Source organism: Sphingomonas sp. BE123 (assembly GCF_031456015.1).
GTDB lineage: Bacteria > Pseudomonadota > Alphaproteobacteria > Sphingomonadales > Sphingomonadaceae > Sphingomonas.
In genome coordinates this window covers 1,362,686-1,389,669 of sequence record NZ_JAVDTW010000001.1, presented here as the reverse complement: position 1 = coordinate 1,389,669, position 26,984 = coordinate 1,362,686, and the positions used below count along the sequence as shown (strand labels likewise).

Annotated in this window: 23 protein-coding genes and 1 tRNA gene; 13 read left to right on the top strand and 11 right to left on the bottom strand. The window is 67.2% G+C overall.

Annotation, left to right across the window (positions count from 1 at the left end; translation table 11 throughout):
- Positions 1-525: 525 nt before the first annotated feature.
- From J2Y54_RS06900 to J2Y54_RS06880, 5 genes are all read left to right on the top strand, one after another.
- The gene (locus J2Y54_RS06900) at positions 526-3,255 is read left to right on the top strand and encodes a ribonuclease E/G (RefSeq protein WP_310038492.1); all 2,730 of its coding nucleotides are present in this window, start codon (positions 526-528) and stop codon (positions 3,253-3,255) included.
- A 171-nt stretch (positions 3,256-3,426) separates the two neighbouring features.
- On the top strand, positions 3,427-4,773 hold the full coding sequence (locus J2Y54_RS06895; RefSeq protein WP_310038065.1) for a M48 family metalloprotease: 1,347 nt from the start codon (positions 3,427-3,429) through the stop codon (positions 4,771-4,773).
- Complete coding sequence (locus J2Y54_RS06890; RefSeq protein WP_310038063.1) at positions 4,770-5,522, top strand: DsbA family protein; 753 nt, start codon at positions 4,770-4,772, stop codon at positions 5,520-5,522. Before J2Y54_RS06895 ends, J2Y54_RS06890 begins: the two co-directional genes overlap by 4 nt.
- Before the next feature lie 65 nt (positions 5,523-5,587).
- On the top strand, positions 5,588-6,526 hold the full coding sequence (locus J2Y54_RS06885) for an ABC transporter ATP-binding protein (RefSeq protein WP_310038062.1): 939 nt from the start codon (positions 5,588-5,590) through the stop codon (positions 6,524-6,526).
- The gene (locus J2Y54_RS06880; RefSeq protein ID WP_310038060.1) at positions 6,523-7,293 is read left to right on the top strand and encodes an ABC transporter permease; all 771 of its coding nucleotides are present in this window, start codon (positions 6,523-6,525) and stop codon (positions 7,291-7,293) included. Before J2Y54_RS06885 ends, J2Y54_RS06880 begins: the two co-directional genes overlap by 4 nt.
- Here J2Y54_RS06880 and J2Y54_RS06875 read toward each other — a convergent pair.
- Positions 7,265-8,035, bottom strand: a complete 771-nt coding sequence (locus J2Y54_RS06875) for a CPBP family intramembrane glutamic endopeptidase (protein ID WP_310038058.1) — start codon at positions 8,033-8,035, stop codon at positions 7,265-7,267. The genes J2Y54_RS06880 and J2Y54_RS06875 overlap by 29 nt on opposite strands.
- Positions 8,035-9,003: a class II fructose-bisphosphatase gene (gene glpX, locus J2Y54_RS06870; RefSeq protein ID WP_310038056.1), complete on the bottom strand. Its 969-nt coding sequence runs from the start codon at positions 9,001-9,003 to the stop codon at positions 8,035-8,037. Before glpX ends, J2Y54_RS06875 begins: the two co-directional genes overlap by 1 nt.
- Before the next feature lie 172 nt (positions 9,004-9,175).
- Here glpX and ppc point away from each other — a divergent pair, with 172 nt between their 5' ends.
- Positions 9,176-11,851, top strand: a complete 2,676-nt coding sequence (gene ppc / locus J2Y54_RS06865; protein WP_310038055.1) for a phosphoenolpyruvate carboxylase — start codon at positions 9,176-9,178, stop codon at positions 11,849-11,851.
- A gap of 32 nt (positions 11,852-11,883) precedes the next feature.
- Here the strand turns inward: ppc and J2Y54_RS06860 are convergent, their stop codons facing one another.
- From J2Y54_RS06860 to J2Y54_RS06850, 3 genes are all read right to left on the bottom strand, one after another.
- On the bottom strand, positions 11,884-12,279 hold the full coding sequence (locus tag J2Y54_RS06860; protein WP_310038054.1) for an acyl-CoA thioesterase: 396 nt from the start codon (positions 12,277-12,279) through the stop codon (positions 11,884-11,886).
- Positions 12,280-12,348: 69 nt separating this feature from the next.
- Positions 12,349-12,690, bottom strand: a complete 342-nt coding sequence (locus J2Y54_RS06855) for a DNA primase (RefSeq protein ID WP_310038052.1) — start codon at positions 12,688-12,690, stop codon at positions 12,349-12,351.
- Between the two features lie 77 nt (positions 12,691-12,767).
- Positions 12,768-14,012: a multidrug effflux MFS transporter gene (locus J2Y54_RS06850; protein WP_310038050.1), complete on the bottom strand. Its 1,245-nt coding sequence runs from the start codon at positions 14,010-14,012 to the stop codon at positions 12,768-12,770.
- 101 nt (positions 14,013-14,113) lie between these two features.
- On the opposite strand from J2Y54_RS06850, the gene J2Y54_RS06845 reads away from it, so the two are divergent.
- The 4 genes from J2Y54_RS06845 (at position 14,114) to J2Y54_RS06830 (ending at position 17,525) form a co-directional block, all read left to right on the top strand.
- Complete coding sequence (locus J2Y54_RS06845; RefSeq protein WP_310038048.1) at positions 14,114-14,608, top strand: hypothetical protein; 495 nt, start codon at positions 14,114-14,116, stop codon at positions 14,606-14,608.
- 159 nt (positions 14,609-14,767) lie between these two features.
- The gene (locus J2Y54_RS06840; protein WP_310038046.1) at positions 14,768-15,718 is read left to right on the top strand and encodes a 2-oxoglutarate and iron-dependent oxygenase domain-containing protein; all 951 of its coding nucleotides are present in this window, start codon (positions 14,768-14,770) and stop codon (positions 15,716-15,718) included.
- A gap of 73 nt (positions 15,719-15,791) precedes the next feature.
- Positions 15,792-16,172 (top strand): hypothetical protein, encoded by a 381-nt coding sequence (locus J2Y54_RS06835; RefSeq protein WP_310038044.1) that lies wholly within the window; start codon positions 15,792-15,794, stop codon positions 16,170-16,172.
- A gap of 60 nt (positions 16,173-16,232) precedes the next feature.
- On the top strand, positions 16,233-17,525 hold the full coding sequence (locus J2Y54_RS06830; protein ID WP_310038043.1) for a homoserine dehydrogenase: 1,293 nt from the start codon (positions 16,233-16,235) through the stop codon (positions 17,523-17,525).
- A 7-nt stretch (positions 17,526-17,532) separates the two neighbouring features.
- Here the strand turns inward: J2Y54_RS06830 and J2Y54_RS06825 are convergent, their stop codons facing one another.
- From J2Y54_RS06825 to recF, 4 genes are all read right to left on the bottom strand, one after another.
- A complete protein-coding gene (locus J2Y54_RS06825; RefSeq protein WP_310038042.1) occupies positions 17,533-17,880 on the bottom strand; it encodes a hypothetical protein in 348 nt (115 codons plus the stop codon).
- Positions 17,881-17,936: 56 nt separating this feature from the next.
- On the bottom strand, positions 17,937-18,347 hold the full coding sequence (locus J2Y54_RS06820) for a septal ring lytic transglycosylase RlpA family protein (RefSeq protein WP_310038041.1): 411 nt from the start codon (positions 18,345-18,347) through the stop codon (positions 17,937-17,939).
- Positions 18,348-18,434: 87 nt separating this feature from the next.
- Positions 18,435-20,969, bottom strand: coding sequence for a DNA topoisomerase (ATP-hydrolyzing) subunit B (gene gyrB, locus J2Y54_RS06815; RefSeq protein WP_310038040.1), 2,535 nt, complete (start codon positions 20,967-20,969; stop codon positions 18,435-18,437).
- A 47-nt stretch (positions 20,970-21,016) separates the two neighbouring features.
- A complete protein-coding gene (gene recF / locus J2Y54_RS06810) occupies positions 21,017-22,078 on the bottom strand; it encodes a DNA replication/repair protein RecF (protein ID WP_310038039.1) in 1,062 nt (353 codons plus the stop codon).
- Between the two features lie 248 nt (positions 22,079-22,326).
- Between recF and J2Y54_RS06805 the strand changes: the two genes are divergently transcribed.
- The 3 genes from J2Y54_RS06805 to J2Y54_RS06795 all read left to right on the top strand — a co-directional run bounded on the left by J2Y54_RS06805 (position 22,327) and on the right by J2Y54_RS06795 (position 24,960).
- Entirely contained in the window at positions 22,327-23,127 is an 801-nt protein-coding gene (locus J2Y54_RS06805; RefSeq protein ID WP_310038038.1) for a hypothetical protein, read from the top strand.
- Between the two features lie 145 nt (positions 23,128-23,272).
- Positions 23,273-23,767 carry a molybdopterin-binding protein gene (locus J2Y54_RS06800; protein ID WP_405052905.1) on the top strand — a complete coding sequence of 165 codons (495 nt, stop codon included), beginning with the start codon at positions 23,273-23,275 and terminating at the stop codon, positions 23,765-23,767.
- On the top strand, positions 23,764-24,960 hold the full coding sequence (locus J2Y54_RS06795) for a molybdopterin molybdotransferase MoeA (RefSeq protein ID WP_310038034.1): 1,197 nt from the start codon (positions 23,764-23,766) through the stop codon (positions 24,958-24,960). Before J2Y54_RS06800 ends, J2Y54_RS06795 begins: the two co-directional genes overlap by 4 nt.
- Positions 24,961-25,095: 135 nt before the next feature.
- Here the strand turns inward: J2Y54_RS06795 and J2Y54_RS06790 are convergent.
- Positions 25,096-25,170: transfer RNA gene (locus J2Y54_RS06790), tRNA-Glu, on the bottom strand.
- Between the two features lie 58 nt (positions 25,171-25,228).
- The gene (gene recJ / locus J2Y54_RS06785; protein ID WP_310038032.1) at positions 25,229-26,983 is read right to left on the bottom strand and encodes a single-stranded-DNA-specific exonuclease RecJ; all 1,755 of its coding nucleotides are present in this window, start codon (positions 26,981-26,983) and stop codon (positions 25,229-25,231) included.
- Position 26,984 lies beyond the last annotated feature (1 nt).

Sequence of the window (26,984 nt, the reverse complement as noted above, 5' to 3'; positions counted from 1 at the left end):
ATATGCCGCGCCGGGCTGGGGGGGGTCCAGCCCAAAAGCATGCACATGTACTCACAACAATAGTAGCCCTGACGCTGACGGGGGTAACGCCCGGACCCTTCCACGGCGGTGAAGCGGTGCGGTTAACCCGCGATTCGGCATTTTTTTGCCGGCAGGCGGCAAGCGTTTGCCGGATCCTGCCTTGCGATTTCGCAGCGCACGCGAAATGTTGCCGCGCGGGTTCGCCGATGCTAGGCATTCACCCGACCGGATCCCATCTGGGTCTTTCGGTATCCATCGCCGGCCGCAACTGGCCCGGTATTTCAGGTTGACGCTGCATGAGGCAATTTCCGTCCATCCCGCTCCGCATCGCCCCGGCGGGCGAGCGTGTGGCGGCGGAGGCGGGCGCCTACGGGTCCTGCCGTGCCCATGCTGCAGAGGCATCATCATCACCCCGCGCCCCCGCGCTGACGGGGCGCTATCTTGTTCGCGCGCCGCGGCTGACACCCGCCTGGCGCGCCCGGAGACATAATAATGACCATGCGTATGCTGATCGACGCACGCCACCGGGAAGAAACCCGCGTGGCCGTCGTCAAGGGAAGCCGGATTGAGGAATTTGATTTCGAGAGTGCCGAGCGCAAGCAGCTCAAGGGGAATATCTATCTTGCCAAGGTGACCCGCGTCGAACCGTCGCTGCAGGCGGCGTTCGTCGAATATGGCGGCAATCGCCACGGTTTTCTGGCCTTCAGCGAAATCCATCCGGACTATTATCAGATCCCGAAGGAGGATCGCGACGCGCTGCTGCGCGAAGAGGCCGAGCATGCCGCCGAGGAAGCGGCGCTGCGCGAAGCCGATGACAGTGATGACCATGACGACGAGGACGGCGACCTTGAAGTGCTCGACCGCCCGTCGGACGAGGATGAAGAGGCCGGCGAAGGCGGCGAAGGCGAAGAGGCCGAGGGCGGCAAGGGTGGCGGGCGTCGCCGCCGTGGCCGCAAGGGCAGCGATGACCAGGTCGAGGCGCTGCGTCAGCGCCGCATGAATCTGCGCCGCCGCTACAAGATTCAGGACGTGATCCGCCGCCGTCAGGTGCTGCTGGTTCAGGTCGTCAAGGAGGAGCGCGGCAACAAGGGTGCGGCGCTGACCACCTATCTGTCGCTGGCCGGCCGCTATTGCGTGCTCATGCCCAACACGGCGCATGGCGGCGGGATCAGCCGCAAGATCAGTTCGGCTGCCGACCGCAAGCGGCTCAAGACGATCATGGCCGACCTCAAGCTGCCGCCGTCGATGGGCTGCATCGTGCGGACCGCCGGGCTTCAGCGCACCAAGACGGAGATCAAGCGCGATTTCGACTATCTCGCCCGGCTGTGGGACGAGATTCGCGAAAAGACGCTGGGCAGCAGTGCGCCGGCGCTGATCTATGGCGACAGCGACCTCATCAAGCGCGCGATCCGCGATATCTACAACCGCGATATCGAAGAGGTGATCGTCGAGGGCGAGGAAGGCTATCGCCAGGCGAAGGACTTCATGAAGCTGCTGATGCCCAGCCACGCGAAGCGGGTGAAGCATTACAGCGACGCTGTACCGCTGTTCCAGCGCGCGCATGTCGAAGACCAGCTGGCGGCGATGTACCACCCGGTCGTCCAGCTGAAATCGGGCGGCTATCTGGTCATCAACCCGACCGAGGCGCTGGTGTCGATCGACATCAACTCCGGCCGGTCGACGCGCGAGCATAACATCGAGCAGACCGCGACCGCGACCAACCTCGAAGCGGCGCAGGAAATCGCGCGCCAGCTGCGGCTGCGCGACATGGCCGGCCTCGTCGTCATCGACTTTATCGACATGGATCATTCGTCCAACGTCCGTAAGGTCGAAAAGGCGATGAAGGAGGCGCTCAAGAACGACCGCGCCCGCATCCAGGTCGGCCGGATCAGCGCATTCGGGCTTATGGAGATGAGCCGTCAGCGGCTGCGCACCGGTGTGCTGGAAGCGTCGACAGTGACCTGCCCGCATTGCGAGGGCACCGGGCTGGTCCGGACCGCATCGTCGGCCGGGCTCAGCGCGCTGCGCCTGATCGAGGACGAGGCGGCGCGCGGTCGCGGTTCGCACCTCACGCTGCGCTGCAGCCAGGAAGCGGCTTTCTATGTGCTCAACAAGAAGCGCGCCGACATCGCCGAGATCGAGGATCGCTACGGCGTGAGCGTCGAAATCCTGTCTGATGGCGAGCTGGAAGGCGCGCGCATGTCGGTCGAAGCGAGTGGCCCGCCGCCCGCGCACGCGCCGAAATTCGCTGCTGCGATCCAGGAGATCGAGGACGATATCGTCGACGAGATCGACGAGGAGGAAGAGGAAGAAGCGGTCGAAGCGCGCGAACCGCGCCAGCCGCGCGAACGTGGCGAGCGGGGCGAAGGTGAGGGTGAAGGCCGCAAGCGCCGCCGTCGCCGTCGTGGCCGTCGTGGCCGTCGCGAGGATGGCGACATGCCCGAAGGCGCCGAGGGTGAACGGGATTCCGGCACCGACGATGGCGCGGCCGAGGCCGAGGACATGGCCGCCGCCGAGGCGGAGGCCGGCGCGACCGAGGCTCCGGCAACGACCGATGACTCGTCGGGCGAGGGACGCAAGCGCCGTCGTCGCGGTCGTCGGGGCGGTCGCCGTGGCGCTGGTGAGGACGCCGCTGCCGAGGGTGGCGAGCGCTCCGATGCGGAGCAGGCCGACGAAGCCGAGGCTGAGGTTGCCGAGGTTGCGGCCGAGGCCGTGGCGGCACCGGCCGAGGAGCTGCCGGCCAAGCCCAAGCGCAGCCGTCGCAAGAAGGCGGAGCCGGAAGCCGCAGCCGATGCGGAAGCTGCGCCCGCGCCCGAATCGGGCGCCGACGCGGCTGTCGATGCGGCCCCGGCCAAGCCGAAGCGGGTCCGCCGCAAGAAGGGCGAGGCGGCTGAATCCGACGCACCCACGGCGGAAGCAGCAGCCGAGCCGGTTGCAGAAACCGAGGCGGCAGCGCCCGCACCGGTCGCTGAAAAGCCCAAGCGCAGCCGTCGCAAGAAGGCAGAGCCGGCTGCGGAGTCCGCTCCGGTTGCGGATGCCGCGCCGGTCATGGTGGAGCCCGAAGCGGCGGCCGAGATCGCGTCCGATCCGGCCCCGGTCGCGGCAGCACCCGAACCCGTCGCCGCGGCGCCGGCCGCTGAACCGGTGGCTGCAGCCGATGCGAACGCCGACGATGCAGGCGAGGATCAGGGCGCGCCGCGCCGCGGCTGGTGGCAGCGGACCTTCGGCGCCTGATCCGCTGCTGTAGAAACGAGGCGGGGCGGGAGCGCGCATGCGCTTCCGCCCCGTTTCGGTTCCGCTGACCCTGTTTCAGCCTCGGTTCAGGCGGCCCCGTCCAGCGCACGCATCGGCCGTCCGGTCAAACCGACCGTTGATCGCCGGGGAAAAACCGCCATGATGTGCGCCATGAAGCGCCTTGTAACCCTGTTCGCGCTGCTGCTGTTGTGCATCACCAGCCCGGCCTATGCCCAGTCGATCCTGCGCGACGCCGAAAGCGAGGCGTTGCTCGCCGACATGTCGCGCGACATCGTCAAGGCAGCCAACCTGTCGCCCGCCAATGTGCGGATCGTGCTGATCAACGATCCCTCGATCAACGCGTTCGTCGCGGGCGGGCAGACGGTCTACATCCATTCCGGCCTGATCGACGCCGCCTCCAGCGCCAACGAGGTGCAGGGCGTGATCGCGCACGAACTCGGCCATATCACCGGTGGCCATGTCCCGCTGGGCGACCGCATGGGCAAGGGCGCGACCGGCATCACCATCTTGAGCCTGCTGCTCGGCGCGGCGGCGCTGGCGGCCGGTTCCGCCGATGCCGGCATGGGCCTGATGCAGCTCGGCCAGCGTGCCGCACTCGGCAATTATCTCGCTTTCAGCCGCGCGCAGGAGGCGACGACCGATGCCGCCGGCGCCAAGTTCCTGTCCGGCGCCGGGATTACCGGCCGCGGCATGCTGGATTTCTTCAAGAAATTGCAGCAGCAGGAATATCGCTGGGGGCTCAAGCGCGGCAGCGATACCAGCTATGTGATGAGCCATCCCATGTCGGGGGAGCGCATCGCCACGCTGACCGCGGATCTGCAGGCCGATCCGGCATGGAACAAGCCGAGTGATCCGGCGATCGAGGCCCGGTTTCTGCGCGTGCAGGCCAAGCTGCGCGGCTATGTCGCCGAGCCCAAGGACACGCTGCGCCGCTATCCCGCGAGCGACACCAGCGTTCCGGCCCGCTATGCGCGCGCCTATGCCTATCACCTCAGCGGTTATCCCAAGGAAGCCGCCGGGGAAGCCGCCGCGCTGGTCAGGGCAGAGCCGGAAAATCCCTATTTCCTTGAGCTAGAGGGACAGATCCTGCTTGAGTCCGGCAAGCCGCGTGATGCGCTCGCCCCGCTGCGCGCCGCCACGACCAGGACCAATTACCAGCCACTGATCGCCACCAGCTTCGGCCATGCGCTGCTCGCCACGGAGGATCCGGCGCATCTCGACGAGGCGGAGACGGTGCTGCGTCAGGCGGTGGTCCGCGACAAGGAAAACCCCTTCGCCTGGTATCAGCTCGGCATGTTGTACGAGCGCAAGGGCGACAGCGCGCGCGCTGCACTTGCCACGGCGGAGCGCGCGAGCATGATCGGTGACTATGGCCGCGCCATCCCCAGCGCGCAGGCGGCGATGGCGGCGCTGCCGCAAGGGACACCGGACTGGATTCGCGCGCAGGATATCGTCATGGCGGGCCAGGCGATGATGCAGGACAGGAAGCGCAAGTGATCGAAAAACTGGCGAAGAGCCCGCTGGCGCTGGCCGGCACCCTGGTGCTGTCCGGCGTGGTCGGCGGTCTGGTCGTGGTCGGTGTTCAGGCGCTGACGCGCGATGGCGCGGCGCGCGACGACAAGGCGATCGGTCAGGTCGTGCGCGACTATGTCCTCGAAAATCCCGAAATCCTCCCCGAAGCGATGAAGCGGCTGCAGGAGCGCGAAAGCGGCAAGGCGGTCGCCGCCAACCGGGCCGCGATCTTCGACGCCTATGCCGGTGCGTGGGAAGGCAATCCGTCGGGCGACGTCACGGTGTCGGTGTGGATGGACTATGCGTGCGGCTATTGCCGCGCCAGCCTGCCGATGATCGCACGGCTGGTGGCGGAGGACCCCAAGGTGCGCATCGTCTATCGCGAACTCCCGGTGCTGAGCGAAGGCAGCCGCGTCGCGGCACGCTGGGGCCTCGCCGCTGCCGAGCAGGGCAAGTTCAAGCCGTTCCACATGGCGCTGTATTCGGGCGGTCAGCTGAGCCAGGCATCGATCGACGCCGCCGCCGCATCCGCCGGGCTCGACCTCGCGCGCGCACGGCAGGCGATCGGCAGCGCCGGGGTCGAGGGCGAAATCGCCCGCAACCTCGATGTCGCGGGCAAGCTGGGGGTCACCGGCACGCCCAGCTGGGTGATCGGCGACCAGGTCATCTCCGGCATGGTGCCCTATGAGGCGCTGAAGCAAGCCGTGCAGACGGCGCGCCGCCGGGGGAAATAGTCTCCCGGCCTTGTCCGGCCTGTGCCCCGTGCCTAGATGGCGCGCTCCACATGCGGGGGCGAGGCATGCAACCCATTCTTTCCGTTCGGGGCGTCAGCAAGACCTATGCCTCGGGGCATCAGGCGCTGGGCGCGGTCGATCTCGACATCAACAAGGGCGAAATTTTCGCGCTGCTTGGCCCGAATGGTGCGGGCAAGACGACGCTGATCAGCATCATCTGTGGCATCGTCACGCCTTCGTCCGGCACGATCACCGTCGGTGGGCATGACGCGATCGCCGATGCGCGCGCCGCGCGGATGATGATCGGGCTGGTGCCGCAGGAATTGTCGGTCGACATGTTCGAAACCGTGCTGGCGACCACGCGCTACAGCCGCCGCCTGTTCGGTCGTCCCGCCAATGACGCGCATATCGAACAGGTGCTGAAGGACCTGTCGCTGTGGGACAAGCGCAATTCCAAGATCATGGAATTGTCGGGCGGCATGAAGCGCCGCGTGCTGATCGCCAAGGCGCTGGCGCACGAACCCGACATCCTGTTCCTCGACGAACCCACCGCCGGCGTCGATGTCGAGCTGCGCCGCGACATGTGGAAGCTGGTCCACCGCCTGCGCGAACGCGGCGTCACCATCATCCTGACCACCCATTATATCGAGGAGGCCGAGGAAATGGCCGACCGGGTGGGGGTGATCAACCGTGGCGCGCTGCTGCTGGTCGAGGACAAGGCCGTGCTGATGAAGAAGCTCGGCAAGCGCGAGCTCGACCTGTCGCTGGTCGAGCCGCTCGACCATGTGCCGCACGAACTGGCCGAATGGCATCTGGCGCTGAGCGATGACGGGACGCGGCTGCGCTACACCTTCGACGCGCAGGCGGAACGCACCGGCATCCCCTCGCTGCTGCGCAAGCTCGGCGAGCTGGGCATCGCATTCAAGGATCTCGACACGTCTAAGTCGAGCCTTGAGGATATTTTCGTCGACCTTGTGGCGGCCAAGCGGGAGGACGCGGCGTGAAGGGCTTCAACCATCACGGCGTGTGGGCGATCTATCGCTTCGAAATGGCGCGCGCGCTGCGCACCTTGTGGCAGAGCCTGGTCACGCCGGTCATCACCACCGCGCTCTACTTCGTCGTGTTCGGCGGCGCGATCGGCAGCCGGATGCAGGAGCTGGACGGGGTGTCGTACGGCAGCTTCATCGTGCCGGGCCTGATCATGATGAACCTGCTGCAGCTGTCGATCTCGAACGCGTCGATCGGCATCTACTTCCCGAAGTTCACCGGCACCGTGTACGAACTCCTGTCCGCGCCGGTAACGGCGTGGGAAATGGTGATCGGCTATGTTGGTGCGGCGGCGACCAAGTCGATCGCGATCGGCCTGATCATCCTGTTCACCGCGATGGCGTTTGTCGATGTGCCGGTTGCGCATCCGTTCATGATGCTGACGATGCTGGTGCTGACCGCAGTCACCTTCTCGATGCTCGGTTTCATCATCGGCATCTGGGCCAAGGGGTTCGAACAATTGTCGTTCGTCCCGGCGCTGATCGTCACGCCGCTCACCTTCCTTGGCGGGGCCTTTTACACGATCAGCATGCTGCCGGAACCGTGGCGGACGATCAGCCTGGCCAACCCGGTCGTCTATCTGGTCAGCGGCTTCCGCTGGGCGTTCTTCGACAAGGGCGATGTTGCAATCGGTGTAAGCCTGGGCTTCACCGCCGCGTTCCTGCTGGTCTGTCTCGCGGTGATCGGCTGGATCTTCAGGACCGGGTGGCGGCTGAAGAACTGATTTCGCGCGCGGCGCCGCGCGGTGTCGTCAGCAGCGGGCGGAGCACCAGTCCGTTGAGGTTGAGCAGCGCGTGGGCGACGATCGCGAACCACAGGTCGCCGGTCGCAAGATAGACCAGCGCAAGGGTCGCGCCAGTCAGCAGCGCCAACGCCATTCCGGGCCAGCCATGGCCGCGATGGGCATAGGCGAACATCAGCGTGGCCACCGCCATCGCTCCACTCGCCGAACCGGTCGCCCGCGCCAGCAGCAGCGGAAGGGCGAGGCGGAAATACAGTTCCTCCACCAGCGCTGCGGCCATCGCCAGCAGCGTCGCCCAGCCAAGCTCCGTTCGCCGCTGCGGAACCAGCCCGGCCATCCGGCGCGGGAGCATCGATCCGCGTTGCGTCCACCGCCGTGCGATCGCCAGCCCGATCAATCCGCTCACGACCAGCGCGGCGAGGATCGCGGCCTGGATTTGCCGGGGGTCGTTGCCGAGACCCGCGATCCGCCGCGCCGGATCGACCAGTCCCGTCAGGGCATCCGGCAGGACGTACAGGGCGGCAAGATCGCCGCTGACCGCCAGCGCCAGCAGCGCGGTCGCGCCAAAGGCCAGCGGCGCCCGCGCGAGCCAGCGGCGGTAGCGCGCGGTGCGCGTGGTCGACGCGGAAGCCGGGCGTCCCGCGCGCAGGAACCAAAGATAGCCGCCAGCCAGCATGGCCAGCAACGCGATATCGCGCAGCGTGGCGGAGCCGGCCGCTGCCATCAATCGATGCGGTGCTCGCCCTTGACCCAGCGTACCGTGCCGGAACTGGCGCGCATCACGACGCTCTCGGTGGTCATCTTGCCCTTCTTGCGCTTGACCCCTTCAAGCAGCGATCCGTCGGTCACGCCGGTCGCGGCGAAGATGCAATCGCCCTTGGCCAGCTCCGACAGGTCATATTGCTTGTCGAGATCCGCGATCCCCCATTTGTGGGCGCGTGCGCGCTCGTCGTCGTTGCGGAACAGCAGCCGCCCCTTGAACTGCCCACCGACACAGCGCAGCGCGGCGCAGGCAAGCACGCCCTCGGGCGCGCCGCCCTGGCCCATATAGACGTCGATCGTGGTGTCGGGATCGGTCGTCGCGATCACGCCGGCAACATCGCCGTCGCCGATCAGCACCACGCCGCAGCCGAGCGAGCGCAACTCGGCGATCAGCTTCTCGTGGCGCGGACGATCAAGCACGCAGGCGATGATCTCGCTCGGCTTTACACCCTTGGCCGCGGCGATCGCCTGGACATTCTCGGTGACCGACTTGTCGAGGTCGATGACATCGGGGGGATAGCCCGGGCCGACCGCAATCTTGTCCATATAGACATCGGGGGCGTTGAGCAGATTGCCTTCCTCGGCAATGGCGAGCACGGCGAGGCTGTTGGGGCCAGCCTTGGCGCAGATCGTGGTCCCTTCGAGCGGATCGAGCGCGATGTCGATCTTCGGACCCTTGCCGGGCGCGGAACCCACCTTTTCGCCGATATACAGCATCGGCGCCTCGTCACGCTCGCCTTCGCCGATCACGACGGTGCCGTCCATGTACAGTTCGTTGAGCGCAGCGCGCATCGCTTCGACCGCTGCGGCGTCGGCGGCCTTTTCGTCGCCGCGCCCGGTCAGCGTCGACGCGGCGATCGCGGCGGCTTCGGTCACGCGGACCATTTCGAGGACGAGAACGCGGTCAAGAACCTGGCTGGCGGTCTGCATGGGGCTGATCTGTCCTTGTCTGGCCTGTTTGAGCGCGGCGATAGGAGGGCAGAACAGGCTTGTCGATGCCCGCTAGCGTTGTCATCGCGCGCAAATTCGCATCGCGCGGGTAATGGTAACCGGTGTTACGGACACGTTGACGCGATCCATCCTGCAGTGCAGCACGCCCGCCATGGCCAGCGCACCCCCGATCACCAACAACCCCGATGTCCGCTTTCTTGGTCGCGTCCTTGGCGACGTGATCCGCTCCTATGGCGGCGAAAGCCTGTTCCGCCGGATCGAACATATCCGATCGGCATCGGTCGACCGGCATCGCGGAATTGCCGGCGCTGACGCGATCGATCCGGGTCTCGACAGCCTCAGTCTCGACGAGACGCTCGATTTCGTGCGCAGCTTCATGCTGTTCTCGATGCTCGCCAATCTGGCGGAGGATCGTCAGGGAATCGCCGCGGAGCCCGGCGCGGATATCGAGCATGCGGTGGCCCGGCTCAAAGAGCATGGCATCGGGCGGGAGCGGATTGCCGAACTGCTCGCCGATGCGCTGGTCGCCCCGGTGCTGACCGCCCACCCGACCGAGGTGCGCCGCAAGTCGATGCTCGATCACCGCAACCGCATCGCCGAACTGATGCGGCTCAAGGATCAGGGCATCACCGAGACGCCGGACGGCGACCTGGTCGATGAAGCGATCGTGCGGCAGGTTGCCTTGCTGTGGCAGACCCGCGTGCTGCGGTTCGAGCGGCTCTATGTCGCCGACGAAATCGAAAATGCGCTGTCCTACCTGCGCGACATCTTCCTGCCGACGTTGCCTGCGCTCTACGCCCGCTGGGATCGCGCGCTCGGCAGCCGCGTGCCGGCGTTTCTGCGCCCCGGCAACTGGATCGGCGGCGACCGTGACGGCAACCCGTTCGTCACCGCCGATTCGATGCGCCTCACCATGGCGCGCTCGGCCGAGACGGTGCTGACCTATTATCTCGATGCGGTTCACGCGCTCGGCGCCGAAATCTCGATCTCGGCGCACCATGCCCAGATCGACGCCGGCGTGCAGGCGCTCGCCGATGCCAGCGGCGACGATGCCGCCAGCCGCAGCGACGAGCCCTATCGCCGTGCCATCTCCGGCATCTATGCGCGTCTCGCCGCGACCTATCGCGACCTCACCGGCAAGGCGCCGTCGCGCCCCGGCGCGCTCAAGGGCGAGCGCTATCCCGACCCGGCGGCGTTCCGCGCCGACCTCTCGGCGATCGCCAAGGGGCTGGCGGCGCAGGGCAGCGAGACGCTGGCGTCGAGTGGGTCGCTCGGGCGGCTGATCCGCGCGGTCGATATCTTCGGCTTCCACCTCGCCACGCTCGACATGCGCCAGAACAGTGCGGTGCATGAGCGCGTGGTCGCCGAACTCTTGAAGGTTGCCGGCGTTGAATCCGACTATGCCGCGCTCGACGAGGACGCGCGCATCGCGCTGCTGCGCCGTGAACTCGCCAGTCCGCGCCCGCTGACCAGCCGCTACGCCGATTATTCCGACGAAACCGCGTCGGAACTCGCCATCGTCCACGCCGCCGCCGAGGTCCAGGCCCGCTACGGCCGCGCCGCGATCAGCCAGTATATCGTGTCGATGGCACAGTCGGTGTCCGACCTGCTGGAAGTGCATGTCCTGCTCAAGGAAGCCGGCCTCTACATCCCCGGCGCGCCCCCACAGGCGCATATCATGGCGGTACCGCTGTTCGAAACGATCGGCGATCTCGATGCGGGGCCGGACATCATGCGCACCTGGTTCGCACTGCCCGAGGTCGCGGCCATCGCCAGTGCGCGCGGGCATCAGGAAGTGATGATCGGCTATTCCGATTCGAACAAGGACGGCGGTTACCTCACGTCGACCTGGGGCCTGTCCAAAGGGTCGACTGCGCTGCGCCCGGTATTTGCGGAAGCGGGAATCGGCATGCAGCTGTTCCACGGTCGTGGCGGCGCGGTCGGACGCGGCGGCGGATCGTCCTTCGCGGCGATCCAGGCGCAGCCCCCCGGCACGGTGCAGGGCCGCATCCGTATCACTGAACAAGGTGAGGTGATCGCCGCCAAATACGGGACCCGCGAAAGTGCGCAGACCAATCTCGAGGCAATGGCCTCGGCCACGCTGCTCGCCAGCCTCGAGCCGCAGCGGCTGTCCGACACCGACGCAGCGCGCTTCGAAGCGGCGATGGAGCAGCTCTCGGCCACCGCGTTCAAGGCGTATCGCGATCTGGTCTATGGCACCGACGGCTTCACCACCTTTTTCCGCCAGCTGACCCCGATTGCCGAGATCGCGGGGCTCAAGATCGGCAGCCGCCCGGCAAGCCGCAAGAAGAGCGACGCGATCGAGGATTTGCGCGCGATCCCCTGGGTGTTCAGCTGGGCGCAGGCGCGCGTCATGCTGCCGGGATGGTATGGCGTGGGCCAGGCGCTGGAAGCATTTCCCGATCGCGGGCTGTTGCGCGAAATGGCCGCCGATTGGCCGCTGTTCGCTTCGACCCTCGCCAATATGGAGATGGTGCTGGCCAAGTCGGACATGGGCATTGCCGGCCATTATGCCGCACTGGTCGCGGATCGTGCGCTGGCCGATGACGTGTTCGGGCGCATTCGCGACAGCTGGCACCTGACGCAGGACCAATTGCTGGAGGTCACGCGCCAGACCCGCCTGCTCGAAAAGAACCCGGCGCTCGAAACCTCGATCCGGCTGCGGCTGCCCTATATCGAACCGCTCAACCTGTTGCAGGTCGAACTGCTCAAGCGCCACCGTGCGGGCGAGACCGATCCCAAGATCGAACAGGGCATCCTGCTGTCGATCAATGCGATTGCAACGGCGCTGCGCAATTCGGGCTGATCATTCCTTCCCTGCGGCGCAGGGAGGGATGGCTAATCGCCCAGAAACGGCGCCGCAATCTCCGGCCGGACGCGCACCAGCCGTCCGGTGGCGCGGTCGAGCATCGCCCAGGTTGAGACCGCCTCGACCTTCACGCGCCCATCCGTGCCGGTGAACCGCATGTGGCGGTCGAAACGCGCGCCCTTCGGCGGTTCGGGGACCCAGGTTTCGGCGGTCACCGTTTCCCCGGCCACGACATTGCCGCGATAATCGATCTCGTGCCGGGTCACGACCCACACAAAGGCGTCGCGATGCGCCGGGTCCGCCACCGCTTCCCAATGCGCCACCGCGACTTCCTGGATCCAGCGGACCCAGACCGCATTGTTGACATGCCCGAGTTCGTCGATGTCCTCGGGCGCAGCGGTGATCGTGCGGGCAAAACGGTTCATGCCCGGCGGAATAGGGAAGCTTTGCCGCGCGCGAAAGCCCGATGCGCCACGCGCGGTCCCGCCGCCATATCAGGGGGCGAGCGCAGCCGTGTCGGAATCGTCCAGACCTTCCTTCGCGATCGCGTCGTCGTCGAAATCCGCCTGCAGCGAATCCTCGATCTCGTCCTGATCTTCGTCGGGGTCCCCGATCGCCTCGTCGGCCACTTCGTCAGCCGCCAGCAGGACCGCGTCCTCGTCCTCATCGGCGTCGATCTCTTCACCCAGATCGGGGTCCAGATCGGTCAGCAGCGTCCCGTTGCCGGGGCCGCCGCGCGTTGCCTCCAGGATTTCGGCGCGCTGGCTCTCGTCATAGCCGTCTTCGTCATAGCCGTCGTCGCCGGTTCCTTGCCCGGGCACCTGATGTCCACCCATCGCCATCTCCTCTGCTTCTACCAAAAGCGCGAACGGCGGGCGGGCATTGCTGGTTCCGTGCGGTGCGACGGGCGCCCTCAGCTGCGGCGAAACAATTTGCCGCGCTCGGTCACGAACACGATCGCCAGCGCGGTGAGGCCGAGCGTGGTGAAGCCGATATACAGCGGAACCGCGGTGCCGTTGAACGCCTGGCCGATGATCGCGCCGAGCACGGCGGCACCCAGTGTCGCGATAAAGCCCTGCAGGCTGGAGGCGCGCCCCGCAATCGCCCCCATATTCTCCATCGCCATCGCCGAGAAGTTGGAGTTGGCAAGCCCCATCGCCGCCATCATCGGCGCCTGCAGGACGATGAAGATCACCAGATTTTCGCCCCAGATCAGGATGATCGCCAGATGCACCGCGGCCAGCACGGTGGTCGCGATGATCGCGCAATGCGACAGGAACCGCATCCCGAACCGCATGACCAGCCGCGAATTGGCAAAGGCGCTGGCTGCCATCAGCCCGGCAATCGATGCGAACACGACCGTCAGCAGTTCGGGCCGCTTGAACACATCGTACACGATCTGCTGGATCGACCCGATAAAAGCAAAGAAGCAGCCCGAGATCGCGGCGGTCGCAAAGGTGTAGCCGACCGCCCAGCGATCGCGGAACATGATCCGGTAACCGCGCCAGATTTCGCGGAGGTCGAGCCGGTTGACCGATGCCGGGTCCAGCGTCTCCGGCATCCGGAGCAGGAACCAGCCAAGGACCAGCGCCGCAACGATCGCGATGCCGCCGAAGATCAGGCGCCACGACCCGAAGATCATCACCATCAGCTGGCCCCAGGCGGGGGCCAGAACCGGCACGACCATGAAGGTCATGAAGGCGAGGCTCATCACGCGTGCCATCGCGCGTCCCTGAAAACAGTCGCGCACCAGCGCGACCGTGACGACGCGGCCCGCCGCCACCGCCGCGCCGCTGGCGGCGCGCGCGACCAGCAGCAGCTCGAAGCTGCCCGCCACGGCTGCCGTCAGATTGGTGACGACATAGAGCGCGAGCGCGATGCCGATGACCGGCTTGCGGCCGAACCGGTCGGCGAGCGGCCCATGGACCAGTTGCGCGACGGCAAAGCCCAGCATGAATGCGGTGATCACATATTGCCGGTGGTTCGGCTCGGCGACGCCCAGCTGTTCGCTGATCGCCGGGAGCGCCGGCAGCATCGAATCGATCCCCAGCGCGGTCAGTGCCATGATCGATGCGATCAGCGCGACGAATTCGCCCATCGGGATCGGCGACCGGTTTTCCGGCGCGGCGGCTTCGGCAGTCTGGGTACGCGCGTCCATGCGCGGCCCATGCCGCATCGCAACCGATGCGTCACCCGCGAATTGACGCAGGCGCAAAAGCGCGATAGTGTATTGTTTGAATAATACGCTTGGAGAGTGCGATGAAATCGATCTGGCTGATGCTCCCGCTGGCGGTGGCCGTAAGCGGCTGTGGCGGAGGGGACGAAGGGACGAGCATTTCGATCCAGGGCGACAATGGCTCGGTCACGGCACAGGCGGACAAGGACGGCAAGGTCTCGGTCAAGGCGCCGGGCTTCGAAGGATCGATCAAGCTGCCCAAGTTCAGCATCGGCGCCGAGAATTTCGAGATTGACGGCGTGCGGCTCTATCCTGGCGCGACGATCGCCAGCCTCAATATCGACGACCGGCAGGACGGTACCCAGTCGGGCGGTGTGAAGGTGACGTTCAACGCCCCGGCCGAGGCTGCCCGCGTGCGCAACTGGTTCCGCGAACAGATGGAAGGCGCTGGCTTCACCGTCACCGGCAATCGCGACGAACTGACCGGCAAGACCAAGTCGGGCAGCCCCTACACGCTCAAGATCGACGGCACCGGCGATGCGCAGAGCCGCGGGACGCTGACCGTCAGCGGGACCTGACCAACCCGATCCGTCGCCCCGGCGTAGGCGGGCGGCGCAGTGGGAGGGGCGCGCGGCACCCGCGCCCCTCCCGCACCTGCAATCCGGAATTCTCCGCCCCTGTTCCTGCGCGGCGCAAGCGACTATCTGCAGCGGAATCGTTTCCGGAGTCGCTTTGAAATGCCCGATACCGTTCTGTCCCAGGTCCCTCTTGTCAGCCTCGCCGATCAGGCAGGCGATCCGGCGGGCTTTGCTGCCGCATTGGGCGGTTCGTTCGAACGGTTCGGCTTTGCGATGGTCAGCAACCACGGCATCCCGCAGGAGCTGATCGACCGCGCCTGGGCGATGACCAAGGCGTTTTTCGACCTGCCCGAGGACGTGAAGCGCAGCTATTTTGTCGCCAGCGGCGGCGGCGCGCGCGGTTACACGCCGTTCAAGACCGAGATCGCCAAGGGCGCGAGCCATGTCGACCTCAAGGAATTCTGGCATATCGGGCGCGAACTCGCCGCCGGTCATCGTTTCTCGGAGCTCATGGCGCCGAACATCTGGCCCGACCAGCCCGAGGGTTTCCGCGAGACGTTCGTCGAGCTGTTCGCCGCGTTCGACACCGCCGGGGACAAGCTGCTGTCGGCGATCGCGGTGCATCTTGGCCTCGCGCCGGATTGGTTCGATCATGCGGTGAAGGACGGCAATTCGGTGCTGCGCCTGCTGCACTATCCGCCGGTGACCGAAGATGCACCGAATGTGCGCGCCGGCGCGCATGAGGATATCAACCTCATCACCCTGCTGCTCGGTGCCGAGGAAGCGGGTCTGGAACTGCTCGACAAGGACGGCGAATGGCTGCCGGTCAAGCCGCCCGAGGGTGCGCTGGTCGTCAATGTCGGCGACATGCTGCAGCGGCTGACCAACCATGTCCTGCCCTCGACCACCCACCGCGTGGTCAACCCGCCGGTCGAACGGCGCGGCCATTCGCGCTATTCGATGCCGTTCTTTCTCCACCCGGCGCCCGATTTCCTGATCAAGGCGCTGCCGCAGACGGTGACGGCGGAGAATCCCGAGCGTGAGCCGCCGATCACGGCGCACGACTATCTGGCCGAGCGGCTGGCCGAGATCGGGCTGACCAAGAACTAGGCGTTCACGCCGCGCTTGTTGAGCACCGGGTCGCATGATACGCTCCATTACCCAAAACGGTTGGAGCGTGCACATGCGACTGTTGCTTTCCGCCACCCTGATTGCGCTGGCCGCACCGGCTGCGCTCGCGCAGAGCGCCGATGCGGTCATGCCGCACCCCGGCCAGTATATGGAACCGCAATCGTCGACCTGGGCGCAGCGCAAGGCGGAACGGACCGCCGACCAGTTCGGTCAGTGCGTGGTGCAGCGTCAGCCGGTCGCGGCGCACAGCTTTATTGATCGGGCCTTGGCGGATCGCGCGATCCCCGCCAAGCCCGCTGCGCTGCAGGCAGCGGTTGAGGCGTGCCTGTCGCGACAGGCGTTTGCGGGGACGAAAGCCTATCTGCTGCGGGAACAGGACACTGCCATTTATCGGGCGGTGCTGAACAGCCGGAGTAAGTCCGGGTCAAACTAAGGTTGTGTTCCCAAGGGGGCGCTGATCCAGTAACGCGCTGCTCCTGAACTGGAGTAGCCGATGACCGAACCCCTGCGCGTTGCCCTTGCCGGACTTGGAACCGTTGGCGCGGGTGTCATTCGCCTGATCGATGCCAATGCCGATCTGATCGCGCGGCGCGCGGGACGACCGATCGAGGTGGTGGCGGTGTCAGCGCGCGACCGGACCAAGGATCGCGGCGTCGACATCACCCGGTTCGACTGGGTCGATGACATGCGCGATCTGGCACAGCATCCGCGCGCCGATGTCGTGGTCGAACTGATCGGCGGTTCGGACGGTCCTGCACTCGCGCTCGCGCGCGCGACGCTGGCGGCGGGCAGGGGGCTGGTCACGGCCAACAAGGCGATGATCGCGCATCACGGCCTGGAACTCGCGCGCCTTGCCGAACAGGCCGACACGCCGATGAAGTTCGAGGCGGCGGTCGCGGGCGGTGTGCCGGTGATCAAGGGCCTGCGCGAAGGGGCGGCGGCGAACGTGATCGACCGCGTCTATGGCATCCTCAACGGCACCTGTAATTTCATCCTGTCAAAGATGGAGGCGGAAGGGCGCGACTTTGCCGAGGTGCTGGCCGAGGCACAGGCCAAGGGCTTTGCCGAGGCGGACCCGAGCTTCGACATCGACGGCGTGGACGCCGCGCACAAGCTGTCGATCCTTGCCAGCCTTGCCTTCGGCACCCAGCCGGCGTTCGGCGATGTCGCGATCGGCGGTATCCGCAACCTGCTCGCCGCCGACATCGCCGAGGCGGCGGCCCTGGGCTATCGTGTGCGCCTGCTGGGAATCGCCGACCTCAATGGCGACGGGCTGTTCCAGCGCGTCCACCCGCATCTCGTCCCGCTCGCCCACCCGCTTGCGCATGTCTCCGGCGCGACCAATGCAGTGGTGGCGGAAGGCAATTTTGTCGGGCGCCTGTTGTTCCAGGGCGCGGGCGCGGGAGATGGACCCACGGCGAGCGCCGTTGTCGCCGATCTGATCGACATCGCGCGCGCCGAATTCGGCCCTCCCTACGCCATGCCCGCCGCTAGCCTCGCCAACGAACCGCCGGCGCCGAGCGGCGAGCGGCGTGGGCGCGCCTATCTGCGCTTCACCGTGCCCGACAAGGTCGGCGTGCTGGCGGAGATCGCGGCGGCAATGCGCGACGCAGGTGTGTCGATCGAATCACTGATTCAGCGCGGCGCGATGGCGGACGGCAGCGTGCTGCTCGCAATCGTGACGCATGAGGGGCCGGAACGCTGCGTTGCCCAGGCGCTGGAAAAGCTGCGCGGCTCGCAGAGCCTCGCGGGCGAGCCGATGTGGATGCACATTCTGGGCGAGTGAGGACGGCTCAAGGCGCCGGTTCGCGCTTGCGCACCACCTTGCCGTCAAAGCCGACGCCAACGGTCACCCCGACCATCCCGCCGCACTGGGCGAGGAACGGTCCGGACACGCCGCACTGGAACATCGTGTCCTCCAGCACCCGCGCAGTCTCCGCCGGGCGATTGTCGACGGCGCGCGCGGTGACGAACGGGACGCGATACTTCTTGTCGGCTTCGCGTAGCGCACAGATCGTCACTTCGTCGGGGTCGGCGGTGCGTTCGCACGGGATGACCGCACGGGTCTTGTCGCGATAGGCGCGCATTGCGGCGTCTTCCGCGCCGGACTGAAGCGCCAGCGCAAGCAACAACAGGGACATGGCCTCGAACCTCCCGCAGCCAAGCTATCACGAAAGCACGGCGTGCGGAACGGGCATCACTCGGCGGTCGCGACTGCCCCGTCGCCGGCCAGCGCGATCTCGACCAGCGCACGACCGCGGCGCACGATACCCAGTTCGCGCGCGGCGGCTTCCGACAGGTCGAGCACGCGGCTTTTGTGGAACGGCCCGCGATCATTGACCCGCACGATCACGCTACGCCCCGTCGCGGGATCGGTTACCCGCAACAAGGTGCCAAAGGGCAGGGTGCGGTGCGCTGCCGTCATCGCGCGCGGGTCAAAGCGTTCGCCGCTCGCGGTGCGATTGCCGGCATGGGCATCGCCATAATAGCTCGCCATTCCGGTCGCGAGGCTGGCGCTTGCGGCAGGGACAGGGGGGGTGGGTGCCGCATCCTGCGCGGCGACCGGCGCAGCAGCACTCAGCATTGCGATCGTGATGATGGTGCGCATGGTCCCCGGTCCCTTTCGGACCGGGGGTGAAACAGACGCGGCGCCGGACGGCAATCCGTCCAGCGCCGCGCTGTTTGGATTCTGCGGTCAAACGTCGAGATTGGCGACGCTGAGCGCGTTCTCCTGGATGAATTCGCGACGCGGTTCGACGACATCGCCCATCAGGCGGGTGAAAATCTCGTCCGCCACGTCGGCCTGATCGACCTGAACGACGAGCATCGAGCGATTGGCGGGATCGAGCGTGGTTTCCCACAGCTGTTCGGCGTTCATCTCGCCCAGCCCCTTGTAGCGCTGGATCGACAGGCCCTTACGGCCCGAGGCCAGGATGGCGTCGAGCAGTTCGCTCGGCCGTGCGACCAGCGTCTCGCCCTTGGCAGCAGCGACGGGCAGTTCCTCCTCGCCCTCTGCAACCGGCGTCGCTTCCTCGGCCTGCGCGGTCTTGGCCGAAACCAGCTTGGCGATCTGCGCATAGCTGTCGGCCTGTTCGGCAGCGAGCGCGTGGAGCTTGCGCCCCTCGGCCGAGGTCAGGAAGGCCGCTTCGATGATGTGGTGGTCGGTCACGCCGCGCCACCAGCGCTCGAAATGGAAGCCCCCATCGTCGGTGACGCGCGCGGTCCAGCGCGCGTCGGCGTCGGTCAGGTCGAGCCGCTGCGTGACCGCCGCCAGCCGCTCGCCGCGCTGCTCGCGCGTGGCTTCGGGATCGAGCGCGCGGCCCAGCGCCAGCGCTTCGATGATCGAGGGATCGTAGCGGCGCGGGACGTAGCGCATCAGCGTCTTCATGCGGCGCGCATGCTCGACCAGGCTTGCCAGATCCTCGCCGAAGCGGGGGCCGTCGGCGGTTTCCAGCCGGTTACCGGCGACGCCTGCCTCGACCAGGTAATCGTCGAGTGCGGCATCGTCCTTCAGATACACTTCCGACCGGCCCTTGGTCGCCTTGTACAGCGGCGGCTGGGCGATGAAGAGATGCCCGGCCTCGATGATCTCGGGCATCTGACGGTAGAAGAAGGTGAGCAGCAGCGTGCGGATATGCGCGCCGTCCACGTCAGCGTCGGTCATGATGACGATCTTGTGGTAGCGCAGCTTTTCAATGTTGAAGTCGTCGCGCCCGATGCCGGTGCCCATCGCCTGAATCAGCGTGCCGATTTCCTTCGACGACAGCATCCGGTCAAAGCGCGCGCGTTCGACGTTCAGGATCTTGCCGCGCAGGGGCAGGATCGCCTGGAAATGGCGGTCGCGGCCCTGCTTGGCCGAGCCGCCGGCCGAGTCACCCTCGACCAGGAACAGTTCGGACTTGGCCGGATCGCGCTCCTGACAATCGGCGAGCTTGCCGGGGAGCGAGGCGATATCCATCACGCCCTTGCGCCGGGTCAGTTCGCGCGCACGCTTGGCCGCTTCGCGCGCGGCGGCGGCGTCGATCACCTTCTGGATGATCATGCGGGCGTGGGCGGGATTCTCCTCCAGCCAGTCGTTCATCTTGTCGGCCATCAGCGCTTCGAGCGGCTGGCGGACTTCGGACGACACCAGCTTGTCCTTGGTCTGGCTGCTGAACTTGGGATCGGGCAGCTTGACGCTGACGATCGCGGTCAGGCCTTCGCGCATGTCGTCGCCGGTCAGCGTGACCTTTTCCTTCTTCAGCAGCCCCGACTTGTCGGCATAGCTGTTGATCGTGCGGGTCAGCGCGGCGCGGAATGCGGCGAGGTGGGTGCCGCCGTCACGCTGCGGGATGTTGTTGGTGAAGCAGAGGACGTTTTCATAGTAGGAGTCGTTCCACTCCAGCGCGACGTCGATGCCGATATCGTCGCGCTGCCCGGTCACCGAAATCGGATCGGGGAAGAGCGGCGACTTGTTGCGGTCGAGCCACTTCACAAAGGCGGCGATCCCGCCTTCGTAATAGAGTTCGACTTCCTTGACCTCTTCGTGCCGCGCGTCGCGCAGGAACAGGCGCACGCCCGAATTCAGGAACGCCAGCTCGCGATAGCGATGCTCGAGCTTGTCGAAATCATATTCGATCTGGTTCTTGAACGTGCCGCCATCGCCCGGCGTCTTTTCGGTCGAGGCGAGGAAGGTGACGCGCGTGCCCTTCTTGCCATTGGCCGGGCCGATCACCTTGAGCGGGGCGACGGCGTCGCCATAGGCAAAGCGCATGTAATGCTCCTCGCCATCGCGCCAGATGTTGAGGTCGAGCCATTCCGACAGCGCGTTGACCACCGACACGCCGACGCCGTGCAGACCGCCCGAGACCTTGTAGGCATTGTCGTCCGAGGTGTTCTCGAACTTACCGCCCGCGTGGAGCTGGGTCATGATGACCTCGGCCGCGCTCACGCCCTCTTCGCTGTGGATGCCGGTTGGGATGCCGCGGCCATTATCCTCGACTGAGACCGATCCATCGGCGTTCAGCTGGATGATGATCTTGTCGCAATGCCCGGCCAGCGCTTCGTCGATCGCGTTGTCCGAAACCTCGAACACCATGTGGTGCAGGCCCGACCCGTCATCGGTATCGCCGATATACATGCCGGGGCGCTTGCGTACCGCGTCGAGACCCTTGAGGACCTTGATGCTGTCGGCGCCGTAGCTGTTCGAGTTGGGGGCGGAATCGGTGGTGTTGTTGTCGTCTGATGCCATGCCCAGCATATAGGGTCCGCCGTCACAAAACGGAAGCGAAATGGGGCTTAGACGGTGTGGATCGCGCCGTCCCGCACGGTCAGTCGGGTCGCTGCGCCAGCCTCGTCAAACAGCCCCGGTTCCGTCCCGGTCATCCAGATCTGGCCGCGCCCGGCGAGACGTTCGAACAAGGCGGCGCGGCGCATCGGATCGAGATGCGCGGCGACCTCGTCCAGCAGCAGGATCGGGGGCCGCCCGGTGCGCGCGGCGACCAGTTCGGCATGCGCGAGCACGATCGAAAGCAGCAACGCCTTCTGCTCCCCGGTCGAACATTGCTGCGCCGGCTGCTGCTTGCCGAGATGCGTGACCGCGAGGTCCTGACGATGCGGTCCGGCAAGCGTGCGGCCCGCAGCGGCATCGCGGGAGCGGCCAGCGCGCAGCCGCGTCGCCAGATCGCGCGCATCGTCCCCCTCGATCGCCAGCCCGGCACGGGCGAACGGTCCGTCCGACTGACCGAGCAGGCTGGCGCCCAGCTGTTCCACGGTCGCGCGGCGGGCGGTATCGATGGCCAGGCCATGCTCCGCCATGCGCGCCTCCAGCGCGGTCAGCCAGTCGGGATCGGCCGGCGTATCTGCGCCAAGCAGGCGATTGCGCTCACGCATCGCCGCTTCATAGCGTGCGCTGTGGTGGGCGTGGCCCGGGGCCAGCGCCAGCGCCAGCCGGTCGAAAAACCGCCGCCGTTCGCTGGCCGGCTCGGCAAACAGGCGGTCCATGGCCGGGGTGAGCCACAGCACGGTCAGCCATTCGCCGAGCGAAGTCGCCGCGGCGCTGACGCCGTTGACCCGCACGATCCGGCGCTCCGGTGCCGCCGGCTGCGTGCCGGTGCCGATCTCCACCCCGCTGTCCAGCGTTGCCGCGACGCCAAATCCGCCCGCGCCGCCCTGTTGCGCAATGTCGCCAAGCGCGGCGCGGCGCAGCCCGCGCCCCGGGGCGAGCAGCGAGATCGATTCGAGAATGTTGGTCTTGCCGGCACCATTGTCACCCGACAGCACGATGAACCCCGACCCGGGGGTCAGGAGCGTATCGCGATGATTGCGGAAGTTGCTGAGGACGAGGCGGGTGAGGGCCATCGCGCCCGTCTAGCGACCCGGCACGGCCGGGGCCAGCGTCCGTATCGTGCCATCGGCAATGCGCCCGCGCCGGTATCGCTTGCCAAAGCCGATCAGCGCCGCTTAGCGGGGCATACGGGGGTGTTGTGCACTATTATCAGATAGGCGATCTGCTGGTCCGGTCAGCGATTGGTTTGACGTCGGCGGACGCCGTTCCCACGTCGCCGGGGATCGCGGACGTCGAAATCCTGCTGGACGATACGGGGGCCATGCTTGACGCGGCGCCCGTCGGGCCGGTGGCGGGATCGACGCCGCAGGATTTCCGGTTTCGCGCTATGCCCGGCCTGGCCTTTCGCATGGTCGCCGGTCGCCGGATCGAGGTTAGCCGCGGCCCGCAGGTCGCCGATCCCGACCTGCTGCTCTATCTCACCGGATCCGCCTGGGGCGTGCTTTGCTATCAGCGCGGCTGGTTGCCGTTGCATTGCAGCGCCGTGGCGGCGGGACCGACGGCTGCGGTGGCGTTCACTGGCCCGTCGGGCGCCGGCAAGTCGACCCTGACGGCAGGGCTGGTGCAGCGCGGCTGGCCACAGCTGTGCGACGACACGTGCGTGATCGACCCGCGCGATCCCCGGTACATTGTCCGCGGCGCCCCCAAGGACATGAAATTGTGGCGCGACGCGCTGGACGCGCTCGGCCTGGCGGCTGGCAGGGCAATTGGCGACCGGCTTCAGCGCGACAAATATTATGTAACGCCGCCGGCCGGTAGCGTGCCGGCGCCAGCGGCGTGCGGGTTGGACATTGTCTATCTGCTCGGCTGGTCGGATGACGACTCGACCTCGATTCAGCCGATCCAGGGGGCGCAGGCGGTAATCGAACTATATCGCGCCCTTTATCGCCCCGAATGGCTGCAGTTGCTGCGCGATCCGGCGAGCCTGTTCCAGGAAATCGGCGGCATCGCGCAGCGGGTACGGCTGTTCCGGTTCGAACGCCCGCGCGACTTCACGCAGTTCGGCACCGCGCTGACGCTATTGGAAGACCATATGCGCCAGCAGGTCGGGACGCAGCCATGATCGCGACCGCGGCGATCCAAATGCCCGACACAAGGGGTGGATCGAGCCGACCGAACGCGACATGAACGATGTCCGGCGCCAGTCGCCGCTCAAGGAGTGAATCGTGCCCGGAATTGACGAGAGCCTGACCTTCCATCCGCTGGGCATGGCGGTGCTGACCATTTCGGACACGCGCACGCTCGACACCGATACATCGGGCGCGACGCTGGTCGAACGGCTGCAGCGTGCCGGGCACATGTTGATCGATCGGGCGATCGTCCGCGACGACATCGCCGCGATCCGCGCGCAATTGCAGCGCTGGCTTGCGCAGCCGGAGATCGAGATCATCCTGACAACCGGCGGCACCGGCTTTTCGCCGCGCGACAACACCCCCGAAGCGGTCAAGCCGCTGTTGCGGCGCGAGATGGACGGGTTTTCCGCAGCCTTCCACGCAAAGAGCCTGACCACCGTCGGGGTCGCGACGATGCAGTCGCGCGCCTTTGCGGGACAGGCGGGTGACGCCTTCATTTTCTGTGTGCCGGGATCGACCGGTGCGTGCCGCGATGCGTGGGACGGGCTGCTCGAACTGGAATTTGACAGCCGGCACCGGCCCTGCTCGATCGCGGGTGCCTTGCCCCGGCTGCGCGACGTCTGCGCATGATCAGCCTCGATGCCGCGCTTGCGCTGCTGGCGGACGCGGTCACGCCGCTGGCGCGCGAAGAGGTGGCGATCGACGCGGCGGCCGGGCGCGTGCTCGCCGCACCGGTCCGCGCGCGCAGTGCATCGCCGCGCACCGCGGTCGCGATGATGGACGGCTATGCCGTGAACGGTGCGACGACCGTGCCCGATGTGCCGCTGCACGTGATCGGTGAGAGCCGGGCGGGGGCGCGGTTCGACGGCAGTGTCGGCGCGCACCAGGCGGTGCGAATTTTCACCGGCGCCCCCATGCCCGACGGCACGGACCGCTGCATCATGCAGGAATATGCCGTTCGTGAGGGGGACCGGGTGCACTTCACGCCGGGCTTCGGGCCGGAATGGCATGTGCGTGCTGCGGGCAGTGATTTTGAAGCAGACACGGAACTGCTCGCGGCGGGCACGCGGCTCGGGCCGCGCGCGATGGTTGCCGCGGCGGCGGCTGATCGGGCGATGCTGAGCGTCCATGCCCGGCCGCGGGTCGCGATCCTCGGCACGGGTGACGAACTCGCACCGGCGGGCAGCGCCTGGCAACGGCGCGATGCGATCCCGGACAGCGTGACCCATGGGGTCGCTGCGATGGCGGGGCAGGCGGGCGGCGACGTCGTCGTGCGGTCGACCGGCGGCGATGACCTTCACGCACTGGAGGCACAGGCCGCGGCGCTGCTCGCTGCCGCCGATGTGGTGGTCGTGACCGGCGGGGCATCGGTTGGCGAGCGGGATTTCGCGCGGTCGATGTTCGCGACCCATGGCCTCGACCTGTTGTTTGCCAAGGTCGCGATCAAGCCGGGCAAGCCGGTATGGGTCGGGCGCGCTCGGGGGACTTGGGTGGTCGGACTGCCGGGGAACCCGGGATCGGCGATGGTGACCGCCCGGCTGTTCCTCATCCCCCTGCTGGCCGCGCTGCAGGGGCAGGCGTTGAGCGAATCGCTGCGCTGGCGTCGCCTGCCGCTTGCCGCCCCGCTCGGCGCGACCGGATCGCGCGAGACGCTGGTGCGGGCCTGTTGGGACGATGCCGGTCTGCGCCCGATCGCGATGCAGGACAGCGGGGCGCAGCACGCGCTGGTCGAGGCAGGATGGCTGATTCGGTGCCCGGCAGGCCAAGCTGCGGTGCCGAGCGGGCAGACGGTCGAGGCGCTTTCGTTCGCGCTGGATGCGTGAGGCATCGGCTTTGCACCACGCCGTCAGCCGGTCGCTGGCGCCGATGAGCCAGCGAAGGTCGCGGCCATACGCATCGCGCATTCGCCGCCAGATCTGAATATCCGAAAATCGCCAGTTCCGCCGCCCGGGCGAGAATGGTGACCCCTACGGGAATCGAACCCGTGTTTCAGCCGTGAAAGGGCCGCGTCCTAACCGCTAGACGAAGGGGCCGTGAAGGCGAGGGCGCCGGTTAGGCAAAGCTGTCGCGGCGGTCAAGAGCGAATTTGCGTCAATCGGCCCAGGCGGCATCATCGAGGTGAATTTCTGCGGCAGGGCGCGGCCCCCAATCGTCGATCTTGGCGCGGCCGGCGATCCACAGGCGGCGGTCGCGCGGGGCGCCGAGCAGGGCGAGGCCAAGCGGCGTGTCGGCGGCGCGGAAGGCCATCGCCTTGATACTGCGCCCGTCATCGCCCGCGACGATCGCGCGGACATGACCATTGCCGACCACGTCACACTTGATCAGCCGCACCGGCCCGGCGACGACGCGCGGCGCGGGCCAGCCCATGCCATAGGGGCCGCCGGCCTCCATCGCCTCGACCAGCTGCGGATTGACCCCGCCGGGCGCAAGCACCGCATCGAGCAGCAGCGCGCGCGATTCGGAGGCGCGGTCGACCGCCTCCGCCAGCTTGGCGTTGAGGAAGGCAATGAAGGCGGGGATCTGATTCTCGGCCACCGTCACGCCCGCCGCCATCGCATGCCCGCCGCCCGCGATCAGCAGCCCTGCTTCCTTCGCCGCGATGATCGCCGCTCCAAGGTCGACGCCGGAGATCGATCGGCCCGACCCCTTGCCGATGCCGTCCTCGCCGATCGCGATGACGATGGCGGGGCGGCCATGCTTTTCCTTGAGCCGGCCGGCGACGATGCCGATCACGCCGGGGTGCCAGCCGCGCGCGGCGACCACTGCGACCGCGCCGTCGCAGTCCATCGCTTCGGCGGATTGCTGGACCTCGGCCTCGATCGCGCGGCGTTCCTCGTTCAGCCGGTCGAGCTCCTGCGCGATGATGCGCGCCTCGTCCATGTCGTCGGTGGTGAGCAGGCGCACGCCCAGATCCGATTTGCCGACGCGCCCGCCGGCATTGATGCGCGGGCCGAGCGCGAAGCCGAGATCGGTGCAGGTCGGCGCGCGGGTCAGACGGCTCGCCTCGATCAGCGCGTTCATGCCGACATTGCGGCGCTGCGCCATCACCTTGAGCCCCTGCGCGACAAAGGCGCGGTTGAGGCCCTTCAATTGCGCGACATCGGCGACGGTGCCGAGCGCGACGAGGTCGAGCAGGCCGAGCAGGCGCGGTTCGGGGCGGTTGGCGAAGAAGCCGCGCCCGCGCAGCACGCGGACCAGTGCCGCGCCGAGCAGCCAGGCGACGCCGACCGCGGCAAGGTGGCCGTGCGCGGCGCCTTCATCCTCGTCGAGGCGGTTCGGGTTGACCAGTGCGAGCGCGACCGGGAGTTCCGAGGCACATTTATGATGGTCGACCACGATCACCTCGGCGCCGACTGCCTTGGCTTCGGCCAGCGCGTCATAGGCCATCGCGCCGCAATCGACGGTGACGATCAGGTCGGCGCCGTCGCGCTTCAGCCGTACCAGCGCTTCGCCGGAGGGGCCATAGCCCTCCATCAGGCGGTCGGGGATATAGGCTTTGGGATCGAGGCCGAGGTCGCGGAGCAAGCGGATCAGCAACGCCGCGGAGGTGGCGCCATCGACGTCATAATCGCCGAACACCGTGACCTGCTCGCCGCGCTGCACGGCATCGGCGACGCGCTCGGCGGCGCGGTCCATGTCGCGGAAGATCGACGGGTCGGGCATGAAGGCGCGGATGCTGGGGCTGCGATGCGCCTCCAGCTCCTCGCGCGGGCAGCCACGGGTGAGCAGCAGCTGCGTGACGAAATCGTCGGGGGCGAAGGACGGATCGCGCGCATCCGCCGCCAGCCCGCGCCAGCGCCAGGCCTGGCCGAGGATCGAACGATGGACGTTGAGCACGGGAGTCATC